Origin of the sequence: Rhodopirellula sp. P2 (assembly GCF_028768465.1) — a bacterium.
GTDB lineage: Bacteria > Planctomycetota > Planctomycetia > Pirellulales > Pirellulaceae > Rhodopirellula.
In genome coordinates, this window is record NZ_CP118225.1 from 5,636,023 (window position 1) to 5,650,721 (window position 14,699).

General features: G+C 59.2%; 12 protein-coding genes. 8 read left to right on the forward strand and 4 right to left on the reverse strand.

What is annotated here, in order from left to right; genetic code table 11:
* Positions 1-422: 422 nt before the first annotated feature.
* Both PSR62_RS19875 and PSR62_RS19880 read right to left on the reverse strand, forming a co-directional pair.
* The gene (locus tag PSR62_RS19875) at positions 423-1,598 is read right to left on the reverse strand and encodes a DUF1559 family PulG-like putative transporter (RefSeq protein WP_274404741.1); all 1,176 of its coding nucleotides are present in this window, start codon (positions 1,596-1,598) and stop codon (positions 423-425) included.
* Positions 1,599-1,713: 115 nt separating this feature from the next.
* On the reverse strand, positions 1,714-1,887 hold the full coding sequence (locus tag PSR62_RS19880) for a hypothetical protein (RefSeq protein WP_274404742.1): 174 nt from the start codon (positions 1,885-1,887) through the stop codon (positions 1,714-1,716).
* 514 nt (positions 1,888-2,401) lie between these two features.
* Here PSR62_RS19880 and PSR62_RS19885 point away from each other — a divergent pair.
* From PSR62_RS19885 to PSR62_RS19910, 6 genes are all read left to right on the forward strand, one after another.
* Positions 2,402-5,086, forward strand: coding sequence for a hypothetical protein (locus PSR62_RS19885; RefSeq protein WP_338020097.1), 2,685 nt, complete (start codon positions 2,402-2,404; stop codon positions 5,084-5,086).
* Positions 5,087-5,215: 129 nt separating this feature from the next.
* Positions 5,216-6,172, forward strand: coding sequence for an ATP-binding response regulator (locus PSR62_RS19890; protein WP_274404744.1), 957 nt, complete (start codon positions 5,216-5,218; stop codon positions 6,170-6,172).
* Positions 6,173-6,212: 40 nt separating this feature from the next.
* Positions 6,213-7,400: a hypothetical protein gene (locus PSR62_RS19895; protein ID WP_274404745.1), complete on the forward strand. Its 1,188-nt coding sequence runs from the start codon at positions 6,213-6,215 to the stop codon at positions 7,398-7,400.
* A gap of 99 nt (positions 7,401-7,499) precedes the next feature.
* Positions 7,500-8,795, forward strand: coding sequence for an HD-GYP domain-containing protein (locus PSR62_RS19900; RefSeq protein WP_274404746.1), 1,296 nt, complete (start codon positions 7,500-7,502; stop codon positions 8,793-8,795).
* Entirely contained in the window at positions 8,786-9,811 is a 1,026-nt protein-coding gene (locus PSR62_RS19905; protein WP_274404747.1) for a hypothetical protein, read from the forward strand. Before PSR62_RS19900 ends, PSR62_RS19905 begins: the two co-directional genes overlap by 10 nt.
* Positions 9,802-10,836: a c-type cytochrome gene (locus PSR62_RS19910; RefSeq protein ID WP_274404748.1), complete on the forward strand. Its 1,035-nt coding sequence runs from the start codon at positions 9,802-9,804 to the stop codon at positions 10,834-10,836. The genes PSR62_RS19905 and PSR62_RS19910 overlap by 10 nt, the downstream gene beginning before the upstream one ends.
* Before the next feature lie 128 nt (positions 10,837-10,964).
* On the opposite strand, the gene PSR62_RS19915 is transcribed toward PSR62_RS19910, so the two are convergent.
* Entirely contained in the window at positions 10,965-11,426 is a 462-nt protein-coding gene (locus tag PSR62_RS19915) for a ferritin-like domain-containing protein (protein ID WP_274404749.1), read from the reverse strand.
* A gap of 417 nt (positions 11,427-11,843) precedes the next feature.
* On the opposite strand from PSR62_RS19915, the gene PSR62_RS19920 reads away from it, so the two are divergent.
* Together PSR62_RS19920 and PSR62_RS19925 are read left to right on the forward strand one after the other, a co-directional pair.
* Positions 11,844-12,608 (forward strand): hypothetical protein, encoded by a 765-nt coding sequence (locus PSR62_RS19920; protein WP_274404750.1) that lies wholly within the window; start codon positions 11,844-11,846, stop codon positions 12,606-12,608.
* Between the two features lie 120 nt (positions 12,609-12,728).
* Entirely contained in the window at positions 12,729-13,754 is a 1,026-nt protein-coding gene (locus PSR62_RS19925; RefSeq protein ID WP_274404751.1) for a helix-turn-helix transcriptional regulator, read from the forward strand.
* A gap of 46 nt (positions 13,755-13,800) precedes the next feature.
* On the opposite strand, the gene PSR62_RS19930 is transcribed toward PSR62_RS19925, so the two are convergent.
* Positions 13,801-14,658 carry a dihydroorotate dehydrogenase electron transfer subunit gene (locus PSR62_RS19930; RefSeq protein ID WP_274404752.1) on the reverse strand — a complete coding sequence of 286 codons (858 nt, stop codon included), beginning with the start codon at positions 14,656-14,658 and terminating at the stop codon, positions 13,801-13,803.
* Positions 14,659-14,699 lie beyond the last annotated feature (41 nt).

Sequence of the window (14,699 nt, forward strand, 5' to 3'; positions counted from 1 at the left end):
CGCCAAAGTGGGCGATTGCGAACGGGGAATCGGTCGTGTGGACGAACGATTGAAGCAGACCATGGGCGGACACTAGGAAACTCGTTCCAACCGTGTCAACGCAGACATGGGGAGCTAGGCAAAATGCGAGCTTCCCAAACCAGAAACCTCGCTTCTTCGCCCGCTGGGCAGTGAGAGTCCCCCACGATTAGCAGCATCCAAATCACGCCTGGCCTGATGAATCGGTGTGAGCGGTCCAATCAAGGTGGTCGCATTTTCGCTCGGGTTTCATAAGCGAATCCAGCTACCACCACATCACAACCCGACGCGTGAGCGAGGGACCACCACTGAAGCCGTGCCGTACGGACGGCGCATGAAAAAACGCTCGTCACGATACCAATCGCGACGAGCGTTTCTAAATTTCAAACAAGATCCGCAGCAGCCTACTCCAGACCGCCAGTTTCCTTCATCGCCTTGGTCCCCAGTGCTCCCCACAAACCGTAAGGACTTTCTGACCCAGGCGGAGTCGTCGATGATCCCACAGGCCAGTTCGGCGAATTAGCGCGTGAATTGCCAGCTTCGATCGAATCCGTGATGAAACGAACCGCTCCGTCACCCATCAACACGTGTGCTCCACCTTGGTGACGGCTGCCCACGGTCACCATCGTATCCGAGCCATCGCCTGAGTAGGCACAGCTGACACCGTTGGGGGCCATGATCGTGCCAACACTGGACATCACGGGACGTCCATCCGCCCAACGCATCCCGCGTCGCTGGGAAGAACTCCAGTTGTTCGCGTTGGTACCAGAGACGTGAAACTGAGGACGATTGGGATCAATCGTGTCTTCACAAACAGCTGGCTCGCTGAAGAATGCGGCGTTGCTGCCTCGGTTGACCACCACCGTGTTGATCTCCAAGGTGTTGTTGTCAGTCACGATCTCGCCACACGCAATGGTGTTGCTCAAACCGTCCAGCACATCACGGAAGCGGGTTTCCACTCGGCTCACAAAGAAACCACGATCCATCCCGCCACGACGAGGCAAACACCACGACGCATCGGATCCATCGTCGTTCACACAACTGTGATTGTTGCTGGCGATCCCGTCACCAATGCAAGCCGCATAGTTTGTGAACGCCTCGAAGTTGGCTGGTGGAACGTTCGGATCACTCGGGCAACGAAACGTTCCCACTTGAGTGACCCAAGGTGTGTAGCTGCGGTCCCAGGGCACGGGTCCCATGGGCGGGAAGGGCGGCGTTCGAGTGCTGCCATTGTGGTTGATCGCACGCGGGTTGGCGATCTGCTCCCACAATCCCTGCTGCTCAATGAACGGGGTCACCCCGACCAGAAAACTGAGCAAATGCAGGTTGCCACGGATACTGCCGTCCACATTGGTGTTCTTGGTCCCGCCACTTTGGGTCGGCAGACGATTGTACGCGGAGTGGTAGTTATGAAGTCCCAAGCCAATTTGCTTGAAATTATTGCTGCACTGCATCCGTCGTGCTGCTTCTCGCGCCGCTTGAACGGCCGGCAACAGCAGCCCCACCAACACGCCGATGATCGCAATCACGACCAACAACTCAACCAGTGTGAATCCCCGTTTCGAGGGTTTGATGTTCATTCTAAATGACTGTCTTTTTGAATCGAGGAGTACGGAGCCAACCAACATTGGCTGGCCTGAAAGAGAAACATTCGCTCTGAGCCAGAGCACATTCCGTGGATCGAGAAAACTCCGATCACTTGCTCATCATGTCAGCGGCGTTGGCAGCTTCCATCTCTGCCATTTGCTCTTCCGTTTGCACAACGCTGTCGTCGATTTCGGAAACGGTCACCTCATTGTTGGGACCACAACCGACAACACCACAGAGACAAAAGATCAGAGCACTCGCGGCAACAAAAAGCTTCGGCATCTTAAGATTCCTAAAAACGTGAACTTGAAAAGATTCGGGAATGGGAACGCCACCAAGCGGCAACGTACAAACCGTTACAGCTAATCCATGGCAAGGAATCCGACAACAAGAAACCCTCGAACTGCGACAGAAAGACACATTTCACAAACCTTTTGTGATTTTCCACAGGAGAAGAATGCTCTCAAACCGTCGACGCTTGCTCCCTGCAAATTCATCTTGCGAGCGATCCGCTCCCCCCAACCCCCGAGCCAGCCAAGGCATCCTCCCCCTGACAAAATGCATTGATCCGGTGCGCTACACTCCGACCAGCGATCACAAATTGCTGAGCCTCTCCGCCCGACCTTCTCGCCCCCGCCCTCTGCGAACCCCTCCCCCAATCCGCTGAGATGATTCCGTCCTATTGCGTCTCCTTTCTGATTCGGTGCCAAATTCCGAGAGGGGGTTCGTTTCTGGGCTTGTTTCATGGCAGCTGGATTTGATACCTCGACATGCCTGGAACCAGACTTTCGCCAGGATGAAGCGAAAGACACGCAAAGGAATGCGAACGATGGAAATTTTCGGCAAACGAATTGGCTACCGCCTGACCGGCGGAGTCGCAACGATTCTTCTTGGGGCTTTTGCTGCCGCACAAGCTCAACAAAGTGAACTCCCTCGCGACACCGATCTGGCCGATCAGAACGTGCCAGCCTTGGATGCACCTCGCTGGCAATCCGAGATGCCGTCTCCGATTTCAATGCCCACCACCGACGACGGCGGGCCCATGAACTTCCTGGGCGCCTACGAAGAGTCGTCGGATCCAGGAACCATTCAACAAACCGGTTACTCGGACGAAACGTTCGTCTCCCAGCCGGTTGAAATGGCGAGCCACAACGAACCGGCCGCTGGTCCCACGCCGCTCTCGATGCCAGAACCGGGCTCGCAAGCCAACCAGCCACAAGACGCCGGTCCCAGCATGACCATGTCTGCGATGGAGATGCCCGCTTCGATCGGCATGGGCATGCCACCGATGGACCAACTCGAAAACACTTCAGCCGCCTCCATGCCGGAAGCCAACCTGGCGATGCCCGAAGCCGACCTGTCGATGTCGGGAGGATTCGGAATGCCCGACATGAGTGTGTCGATGACGACGCCTGATCAACCACAAGACGCTGGCCCCGCGATGAGCATGCCAGGCATGCCGTTCGGCGACATGCCCGCTGATCCCCAAGCCGGTGGCAGTGCCCCTGCCCCCAATCAACCGCTCGGGCCCCCAACCGCTGGCGGCTTCGCAACTGAAGCTCCTGCGGACGTCCCAGCCAACGACATGCGGATGCCCGAGCCCGTGCAAATGTCCAATGACCCTCTGCCAAACTTGCCAGCCCCTCAATCCCCAGCGGCGGCCTCGTTCGCACAACCCGCAGAGGGATCGTTCGGTGGGATGAACCAGAACGGCCCAAGCGACATGGGATACGACCAACCCAACCAGTTCGGCCAGCCCGAACCGATGAGCCCCAACGGTCTGCGTTCAGCACCAGCGGCCACCGCTCACGGCGGCCCCGACCAATTCGCAGGCGCCGACCAATTCGCAGGTGCCGACCAACCGCACGCTGGCACCAACCAACCTGCCGCGCCCGATCAATTTGGTTCCCCCGAGCCATCTGCCTATGGAGCCAACCCGAACAACGCAGCCCCAGCCTACAACGATCCGTCACCAGCCGCATCGACTCGCTTCGCCAGCCAACGCGGACTGCCTGGTCCGGGCTACGCTGCTCCCGGCGGCAACAACGGGTACGGCGGCAACCAATCGATCGCTGCTCAACCCACCGCGTTTTCCATGCCTGGCGAACGACGCCTGGAAGGCATGCAAACGCCCAGCATTGTGATTCACAAAGAAGCACCACCGGAAGTCAAAGTTGGTCAACCCGCCACCTTCAAACTCAACGTTCAAAACGTCGGCACCGCGGAAGCCCTGGGCGTCCGGGTTCACGACACGATCCCAGCGGGCATGCGTTTCAATGACGCCTCCGGCAACCCCGTGATGCAAGGCGACGCCTTGACCTGGGAACTCGGTTCGTTGCCCGCTGGCGAACAACGCATCATCACGATGAACCTGACCCCCGTCGAAGAAGGCGAACTGGGCAGCATCGCTCGTGTGACCTTCGAAGCGGCGGCCTCCGTGCGAACCCGAAGCACGCGTCCTGAACTCAAGGTGACTCAGCACGCACCTGCCAAGGTTCTGATCGGCCAACAGCTCGAAATCGAACTGGAAGTTTCCAACGTCGGCTCAGGTGCGGCTACCAATGTCGTCCTTCGGGAAGACGTTCCGGAAGGCATGGACCACCCCGGCGGCCGTGAACTGGACTCCTTTTTGAGCACACTTCGCCCCGGTGAAGTTCGTCGTGAAGTCTTGCGAATGCGTGCCGTCGAACCAGGTCTCATCCGCAACACCGTGCACTTGGTGTCCGACGACGCGGAACCCACCAGCCACACCGTGGAGGTCGAAGTGGTTGCCCCCGAGATCGACATTCGCTTGACCGGTCCTGGACTGCGTTTCTTGGAACGCCAAGCGACCTACGAAGTGGAACTGATCAACCGCGGCACCGCCCCCGCTACCAATGTTGAGATCATCGCTCGCTTGGATCGCGGCTTCACGTTTGTCAGCACCGAGAACGCCGGGTACTACGATCCCAACCGCCACGCGGTGCTGTGGTCGGTCGCCTCGCTGCCACCCGGCAAACCAGCCAAGGTGCCGTTGACATTGCTGCCAGTTGAAGAGGGCGAACAAGCCATTCAGCTGGAAGCCACCGCGGACCTCAACTCACGAGCCACCAGCGAAAGCACCGTGCGAGTCGAATCGCAATCGGAACTCAGCTTCAGCATTTCCGACTTGGCAGACCCCATCGAACAAGGGGCTGAAACCACCTACGAAATTCGATTGCAGAACTCGGGATCCCGAAACGACTCGAACGTTCAAGTCCGCTTGATGATCCCACGTGGCTTGGAAGTGCTGGGCTCGGACGCGGAAGTTCGCCCGGACGGTCAAGGCGGGATGCTCTTCGCTCCCGAACAAGAAATGCCGGCTGGATCCGAACGGACCTATCGCATTCGTGTTCGCGGAGTGACTGCCGACACCCACTTGGTGAAAGCCATTGTGACCAGCGATCAGTCGCCCAAACCCGTCACCAAAGAAGAGTCGACGATGGTGTACGCGGACCGCTGAGAACCAAGCGATCACAACACACGTCCTATCTCGGGTGGTTTCATCACCCGAGACGCCGACCTACAGTATCTGTCGACGGGTGACTGGCACCCGTCCCAGTGACTGTTCGTCTGCCGCGGAGGACCGCCCGTGAGTGATCGCGTTCTGATTGTCGAATCCGAGGCTGTTGCACGCAATGAATTAGTGCGCATCCTGAACGACGGTTCTCGCGAAGTGACTGCAGTTGAATCCTGCGACCGGTCCCTTCAAGAACTGGAAGTCGCCTCGTTCGACTTGATCATCACGGAACTGCCACAGTGCAAATCATCGAGCTTCAACTCGCCAGAGTCGAGCTCGCCGTCCAGCGACGCTGGCACCGCTGCAATCCGCTGGGTCGAAAAACTGCGTGAGGTTGCCCCCCGTGTCCCGATCATCCTGATCACACGCGAGGGCGCTGAACCGGTCGCCGGCGAAGCATTGATGCGAGGCGCGGCCACCTACATCCCCTTGCATCTTGCCTCGGAAGGCCTGGTCGACACGGTCGAACAAGTCCTCAAGGTCAGCCGCTCGGCATCGCAAGCGACCGACATCGATCAATGCGTTTCCCGAATCAAGTTGGAACTGGTCCTTCCCAGCCACGAACATTTGGTTCCGGCCGTGATCGCGAGACTGGAACAGGAACTCGCGCAACTGCACCTGTTTGATGAAATGACCTGGACCCAGATCGCGATGGCTCTCGATGAAGCCATCCTCAACGCGATGATCCACGGCAACCTGGAAGTCGAATCGGCCCTCCGTGAGGTCGACAACGGCGAGGCCTACCAAGAAAAGATTCGACTTCACCGCGAACTACCCCCGTTCGACGAACGTCGAACTTATGTGACCCTGACCGCCACCCGCAGCCAAGCCGTGTTTGTCATCCGCGACCAAGGCCCTGGCTACGACGTCTCGGCACTGCCTGATCCCACCGATCCCGCCAACCTGGAATCGATTGGTGGACGTGGGCTGCTACTGATCAGTGCATTCATGGACGAAATCCATCACAATGAAGTTGGCAATGAACTGACGATGATCAAGCGCAAGCGATCCGACAGTTCCGCGTCGTGATTGCCGCTCGGTTCGTTTCACAGTTCTGTTCGTATCTGCCATGACTCCGGTGCACCCCGGCGATCACTCCTCTGCAGCGATGCTGCGCGATCAAGAAGCCATTGAGCAATCCATGTGCTTCGGCCGCTCCATTCGATGGCCAGCCCTGCGAATCGCTGGCGTGGAAATTTCGGTCGCGATGTCGTTGCCACTGGGCCTGTTCGCTGCGATCGCCTTTGGTGTTTCCGCGCACCTGACCGACAACGCCTCCGCATCCAACTGGGCAGCCCACGCCCAATGGATGGGCTGGCTGATTGGGTCCTGGGCTCTCGGCCTGATCGTGCAAACCGGAATCGCGGTCTGGCATCAACGAATCGCGAACGTCCACCGCGGTGGTTGCATCGTCACGGCGGGAGGCGTCTGGGCCGCCCCCACCCAACGCCCCCACGGGATCTCAGTCTCGGGCGTGTTGATGATCTGGTCACTCTGCATGCTGGCACTTGGACTCGGGTCGCTGTCTCTGATTGGGGTTTCTTTCATGGCGATGGATGCGCCGCGAAGCGGCGGTCCGATCGTTTGGCTGGACGACCCGTGGGCCGCGGCAGCCTGGTTGTGGTGCCTGCAAGGCATCTGGAATCTGCTTCCCTTGCCTCAGTCGCTCGGACGAGTCGGCTGGGCGCTGGTTTTCGTATTGTTCGGTGGTGGCCCCCAACAAGACCCTCGGGCATGCCTCCGCGCGATGCGCGTCTGGGTGATCGCAATGGCCCTGCTGACACTCATCGGCGGCAACGTGCTGTTGCATTCCAGCGGCGTGACCTCGCAGGCAGGCGGATTGGCCTGGCCAGCCGTGGCCGGTGTCGTCGCCCTGTCACTTTGGCTGTTCACCTCGGCCGGATCGTCAGACTTGACCGCCATCTACGAATCGATTGTCCGACGATCCGAGTACACCGAGGTCGGCGAGCAAAACCCGATCGGTCGATTTCGAGGCCAGTTTGGGCCACTGGCAAGTTGGCGCCGCTACCAAGCCCGCCGCCAGGACGCAGCGAAGCAACAACGCCTGCGAGAAGCCATGGCGAGGGAACACCGCGAAGCGGACGATGCATCTCGCGTCGACGAGATCCTCCAGCGACTGCATCGGGATGGAGTTGATTCACTGTCCGACGATGAACGTAAACTCCTCCAACGAGTCAGTTTAGCGCTTAAAAATGAGCGTCTCAGCATTCAACAGGACAGCGTCGACGAAGACTAATTGTTACAGCCGAAACAAACGCACGGGGGGGATGGCTGACCACCACACGCAAAACCGATTGATTGCCTGCCAAGTGTCATCGAAGTGGTACGGTTTTGCATGACCGCTTCATTCACCACATCGAACGCCGACATCGACCCGCTGCACGCCAGCGTGTTGGCCGGGATCTGTGTTGCCCAACGCGCTGCAGAAGAAGCGGCCAACGTCAGCACGAATCCTCTCGATGCAATGGAACGGGTCAATCAAACACTCGTCAACGACATCGAACAGCTTTCGATCTCGCTTTCGGACAAGTTCGAAGAGATCCGGTTGATCCATGACCTGACGGCGAAACTGGAATTGGAAAGCGATGCAAACGCGATTTGCATCGACATGCTGAAACAACTTTCTGTCTGCGTTCCCTGGCAAACGGCTGTGGTCGAACTGTGCCCGGCAGACACAGAATGCGTCGACGATGAACCGGAACGATTGGCGATCGGAGAACCGATCGACATCAAGCAACTCGAAGCGACCATCGCAGCCGCTTGGCGACACACCGCCAAAACCGACGGCATTGTCCGTGACATCACGATCGTCAACCACAGCAACGAACCACTCTTACGCAACTGTCGGCTGATGATCCTGCCGATCCACCGCGGCGGCACTCACCTGGGGCGGATGATCGCGCTCCGCACGCTCGATCACCCTGAATTCAACACGGTTGATATCGACTTAGTGCGTTCGGTCCTGATGATGCTGTCCATGCACTTGGTCAACCAACGCCAGTACATCGAGATGCAATCGATGCTGGAAGGCATGGTGCGTTCTCTCGCGTCAGCGCTGGACGCCAAGGACGCCTACACTTGCGGGCACAGCTCCCGAGTGGCCGACCTTGCCGTTGCCCTGTCTCGTCGCTTGGGAATGTCTCAGTACGATTCGGACTCCTTGCAACTGGCCGGCATCTTGCATGACATCGGCAAGATTGGCATCGACGACTCTGTGCTGAAAAAACCTGGCGCGTTGACCGCGGAAGAATTCGACCAAATCAAACAACACCCAGTTCTGGGCTACGAGATCCTCAAGGGAATCCGTCCCTTCCGGCACATTCTCCCCGCCGTTCGCCACCACCATGAATCCTGGGATGGTCGCGGATACCCGGATGGACTGGCCGGTGATAGCATTCCACGCGCGGCACAAATTCTGGCCGTCGCCGATTCGTTTGATGCCATGGTCAGCGACCGGCCTTACCGTCGCGGCATGCCACTTGAGAAAGTCCGCAAGATCTTCGAGGAAGGTCGCGGGAAACAATGGGCATCCGATGTCGTTGACGCCCTGCTCAGCAACGAAGAACTGATGATCCGCTTTGCGGAGAACTATCAAACACCACCGGAAATTGAATCCGAAGCATGTACCTGATCGCGGTTGACGAAGCCGGCTATGGACCGAAACTCGGACCGTTGGTTGTCGCCGCTACGCTCTGGGAAGGCCCTGCCGAATCCTCGACTTGGGACGACAGGCTAGCCGCGACGTGGGAGATCATGAAGACGCCGGTGCTGATCGCCGGGCAGCGGATCCGGGTCGACGACTCCAAACGCATCTTCCAAAGTCGCACTCAGCGACGCGGCGACACATCGCCTCTGGGCAACTTGCATCGGGCACTCTCTGTTGCCCATCGCTCCATGGGCCGCCCTGAATCCACGTGGCAAGAACGCTTGCGGACGCTGATCCCCGATGACCTCGACGACGTGGCTGCCGTCCCCTGGCTCACGGGAATGCTGCCACCAAGGAACTGGCCGGATGAATTGCCCAACTCTTGGCTGACGGAAGACGTCGTCTCACCAGCGCTCGCTGCCTGGTCGCTTCCCGAATGGAAGATCACCGACGCGCGAGCGAGACTGGTGACTGCACAAGCATTCAACGCATTCTGCGAACCTTCGCCCACAACCGGTGCATCAGCCAACAAGAGCGACCTGTTGGGTGAGACCAGCCTGGGCCTGGTCGCCTCCCTGATCGAATCGCGAGAACTTGACTCCCACACTCACGGGCAGATCTTCTTTGACCGACACGGCGGCCGACGCTATTACGCCGGAGTCATCGCGGCAACCTTCCCGGATGCGACCGTCCGTGTGGTGGATGAAACCAATCGCTGCAGCGTTTACGATGTGGAAACCGCCAACCATCAACTGAGGATGCACTTCACCGTCAAAGGCGATTCGTTTGTGCCTGTTGCAATGTCGTCCTTGCACGCAAAGTGCCTTCGAGAAATCGCGATGACGTTTCTGAATCACTTCTTCCGAGACCGCTGGCTCGGCCCCGATCCTTTCCAACCCACGGCGGGTTACCCCGTCGATGCCGATCGTTTTCTGGAGGCCGCTGCGTCGACCCTCACCACGCATTCCATTTCAAAGTCTGATTTGATTCGATGCCGCTGAGCCGCCTCGCTGCCGTGACCTTGCTCACCCTCTTGAGCCACCTCCCCTCAGCATCGTCGCAAACACCTCCGACCAATGACTCGCCGAACAACTCGGCCAACCCGCAACCGAGCCCAAAGCAACCCCACCGCCAACGTGCGGAACTGATCCGGCCCGACTGGATCCTGCAATCGCTGGAGTCCACCGATCCCGCGGTCCGCTCCCAAGCGGTGCTGGACCTCGGTCGCTGCCACGCCAAACATCCGAATTTGATTCCCGGGGCGATCGAACTGCTCCGCCGATCCGCAAACGCCCCGAACTTTGAAGTGGCATTGGCATCGGTGCAAGCCGCTGGACTGGTCGGCAACCTCGAAGCCTTCGGCGCGGTCATCGATGCCTGGCAACGCCCACTCTCTCCCACACAAGCCGGGCAGATCCTGGATGCGATCGACGCTCCCGCCCTTCGACCATTCTGGAAAACCTCCGATCCGTTCCGAGTCTCCGCTTCGCTTGCCGAACTTCGCTCGATCGCGACCCGTGAACACACGCTGGAAGCCTTGTCCGCAATCGCAATCCCCGCCCCTTCACCGGCGGTGATCCAGTCCGGCCGCGAAGCATTCATGACCGCGCGCTGCGACGCCTGCCATCGCGTCGCCGGATACGGCCGAGCCGCCGGCCCCGACCTACGAGGGATCGGAATGTGCTACTCCAACACGGAACTGATCCGCCACATCTTGCAACCATCGCTCGACCTTCACGATGTCGGTCGCTTTGAACAATTCTTGACCGCGGACGGTCGCGTGATCACGGGCCGCGTCGTCGCGATCGAATCAGACCAACTCCAGATCCAAACCGACCTTTCCAACCCGGATTCCGTCGTGACCCTGGACGACAAAGAAGTGGAACAAAGAAGACCCTCGACGGTTTCCCCCATGCCGGTTGGTCTGCTGAACTCACTGACCCCCAGGCAAGTCTCTGAACTGATCACGTTCCTCCGCAGCGACGGCGGACAACTCATCCCGCCTGACGCCTCCCACGAACACTGACTCCCGCCCCAACCAAACAGGCCCCAAGACCGCGGGCGCAAGAAAAACGGCAACCCTCAAACGAGGGTCGCCGCTGAATGCTGGACGCCTCCGTGATCACGGAAGCGGTGGATCAAAAATCGGTTGGCTCAGCCAGACTTCCGGGCTGGCTCGCCGCTCATCGCGGAGTGCGAGGCTGGGGTCTCACGCAGCAACTTCGTGTACTCGTCGACGCCTTCCTGCTCTTCTTTCAAGATGTCTTCGAGGAAGACAACCAAACTGCGCTGCGGCTCAGCCAACTCGATTGCCTGCGTGTACATTTCCACGGCCTTCGCTTCGAAGTCCCGACTGAACTCGAGCACTTCGACCAGATTCTTGCTCTGCTTGATCTCGTTGCGAGTGGCAACCGGAACTCCGCCGAGCGCCGAAATCTTCTCGCCGACCAACTGAGCGTGGCCGAAGGATTCCTTCGCATCGCCCAAGAACTTGCCGGCGTAAACTTCTCGCCAAACGCCTTCGATGATGAACGAAGCCTGGGAGTACTGAGCGACCCCGGTCCATTCGTGCTTGAGAATCTCGTTGAGCTGATTGATCAGTGCTTCGCTGGCCATGGGCATTTCCTTGTGGTGTTCGGTGTGGGATCCGTTGAGCCGAAGTTCACCCCGGCTTTTCAACTTCCAAGCTTCCCAAAATTCTCTCACACCGCCCACCCCGAAACGAGCTTCTCGCGTGGCAATGCTGAGCCCAGCGACAGAGACGCGGCCAACCCATTCCCACAAAACTCTTTCGGAAATTCCGGCACCGCATTCGAAGTGGACACTTCCATTTCAACCACTTTCCGCCTGCTCAAAAAAGAGGCAACCCGGCGAACCCCCGCCAGGACAGGGCCTGCACAAAAAACGCGCAGCACCAAAGCGACGACGTAAGTCCTATTGCTAGCAAAGGTTCCGCGAGCACATTTGATCACCTCGGAGGATGGCACCACGTCCCAAACGACCCGTGCACCTCCAGCCCCTCTCGCTCACGACATGACGTCAACGCCTTTCCGCCGAAACGATTCGACCGACACCCGGCAAGTCCTTTCATCTCGAGCGAATGAAAATTCGGAACTGAAGTCGGACACCAGCGATGCTGCACCGGCTGTCTACGCCAGCGATTTGAGTCGACCATCGGGCTCCGCAAGTTCCGCCACAAAGACCCAAGCGGCGAAGTCGGTCACGCCGACGACCATCGCCATGGAACTGCCGCCCTTCGATCCCGACATGCCCTACGAGGATCGCCCGCAGATGGTCCTGAAACTGGCCGGCGAAGTCTTCGCCCAAACCGGAAGCTGGGTCGTTTTCTATCGCGAGATGATGGGCTGCGATGGAGTCGTCTGGAAGCTGTTCCCCGATCCGGCTCAGCGTCGCCACTTTGAGTCCAGCCCGGAGTTTGCGGAACTGCTCGAGATCATGACCTCGATCCGCAGCCAAGACAGCTCGAAGACCAGCCTGCACGAACCCGAACGGATGATCACCGTTCGTCTGCCGCGATCGATGCACACCACTGCCGTCCAAGAAGCATCCGAACTAGGGCTGAGCATCAACAGCTACTGCCTGACCAAATTGCTGCAACCGATCAACAAACGGTTCACGCCACTGGAAGCCGGCCCCCGCCGTGGACGCCGGCCCGGCCCCCAAATCCAAGTCGAGAAAACGGCCGACGGAGAAATCTCCATGCAGCGAATTCGCGTGCCGTCCAAGTCTTCGAAGGCCTCTCATTCGTCGCCCAAAACGAACCGGAAGTCCCGGTAGCCACCGCGATCGCACTGCGGTCCCCCGGTGATCTCGACTCCCTGACGATCCGGCACCCTGCCGAACCAGCTCACGCCATCTGCACCTTGTTCTTGACCACCTGACCCAGGCACCTTCGAAGTGGCACGCAACGAACAACTGATCCGCCAACACAAGCTCCTGCAACTCCTCGAAGATTCACGCTTTGGCCGAACCCTGGACGAACTGCGCGGCGACCTGATCCTGGATCTCGGGCTGTCGACCCTGCACACCCGCACCGTCCGCCGTGACCTGGAGGCGCTTCAGGGCGCCGGTTACGACATCCAGAACGAGGTCCTGGAACGCGGGCGAATCTACCGCCTCGGCCGCAACCACACCGCGGTCCATGAAATCGCGTTCTCGGCGACCGAACTGATCGCGCTGTCGATCGGCCGCGAACTGCTCTACCCACTGATGGGGACTCAGTACTGGCATGGCATCGAGACGTTCTGGAACAAAGTCCAGGAAGCGATCCCCGAGGGCGTCTACGAACACTACCAGCGATACCGAAAGGTCCTCTACGTCTCAGGCACACCCAGCAAAACCTACGAAGCCCAATCGGGAATGCTGAAGACGATCAATCGCGCGATCCTGGAACACCGCGTCGTTGAAATCAAATACAAACCCATCGGCCGCGAAGCCTCGGTGCGACAGATCGAACCCTACGGGTTGGCGGTCCACCAAAACAGCATCTACGTCGTTGCCGCCGCGCCCGAAGTCACCGATGAATCGGAACGACTTCGCAACTGGAAACTCGATCGGTTCACACAAGCCACCGTCCTGGACGACTACTTCAAACCAGACCCCAAGATCAACCTGAACGAGTTCCTCAGCAAGAGCATCGGCATCTTCTCGGGGGACAGCAGCACGCCGGTCAAGATTCGCTTGGGCAACCGCTCCGCGTCGTACCTTCGCGAAGACCCCTGGCACCCCGAACAGAAACTTGAACCCGTCGACCCTGACGATCCCGCGTCGGACACGATCCTCACCGTGCCCGCATCACACCCGCGTGAACTGCTGCCCAAAGTCTTGGCTCTCGGCAGCGATGCGGAGGTTCTGGAACCAGCCGAGTACCGACAAACCGTCGCCGACGTCGTCCAAAAACTCGCCCAAGCCTACAACGACTGATTCACGCCACTCGCCCAAGGCCGCTGGATCCGCCCGCAAGCAGCACTCAGTCCCAAACGATCTTGCAGGCGTCGAAGATCGGACCTTCCACGCAGGTGCGTTTGTAATCCCATTCGCCATCGTCTTGCTTGACCTTGGCCACGCACGAGAAACAGATCCCGATCCCACACGCCATCGGCGTTTCCATCGAGACCTGGCAATCGACACCGAGACGCTCACAGACCTCGGCGGATTTCTCCATCATGATCTCGGGCCCACAAGTGATCACCCGAACCCGTTCGTCCGGGCTCTCTTTTTGGATCGCTTCCAATCGATCCGCCAACACGTCGGGAACTCGAGCGGCGAGACCTTCGGACCCATCGTCCGTGCAAGTCGTCACCTCAAATCCAGCCGATCGAAAATCAGCGACGCCCGCTAGCAACGACGCTCGCCGAGCCCCGTAGATCAATTCGACGTTCTTGGCCCAGCCTCGCTGAGTCGCATCGCGGCCCGCGGCCAACATGGGGGTCTGGCCGATTCCACCGACCGCCATGATCAATCGATCGCAGGACCGATCGTCGAATCCGTTTCCAAGTGGCCCCCACACCGTCACCATGGTTCCAACAGGTGCCTCCGACAACGGAACCGTCAGCGCCCCCTTGCGCAGATAAATCAAATCGATCGCTTCCGGCTGACCATCGGCACCGGGGTGAACATCGTAAATCGCGAAGGCGCGACCGATCAGCGGTGCATTGACCCCCGTCATGCGAATCATGACAAACTGGCCTGGGCGAAAGAACCGAGCGATCTCGGGCGCCGCCACTCGAAGCAAATAAGTGTTCTCCGCGATGGCTTCATTGCGGATCAGCGGTGCATCGACACGCACCATCGCGTCGGCGTAATGGGCAGCGTGCAAGTTGGACATATGCTCACGGGGTCAAGACTCGAAACGATTCACTCGGCCCG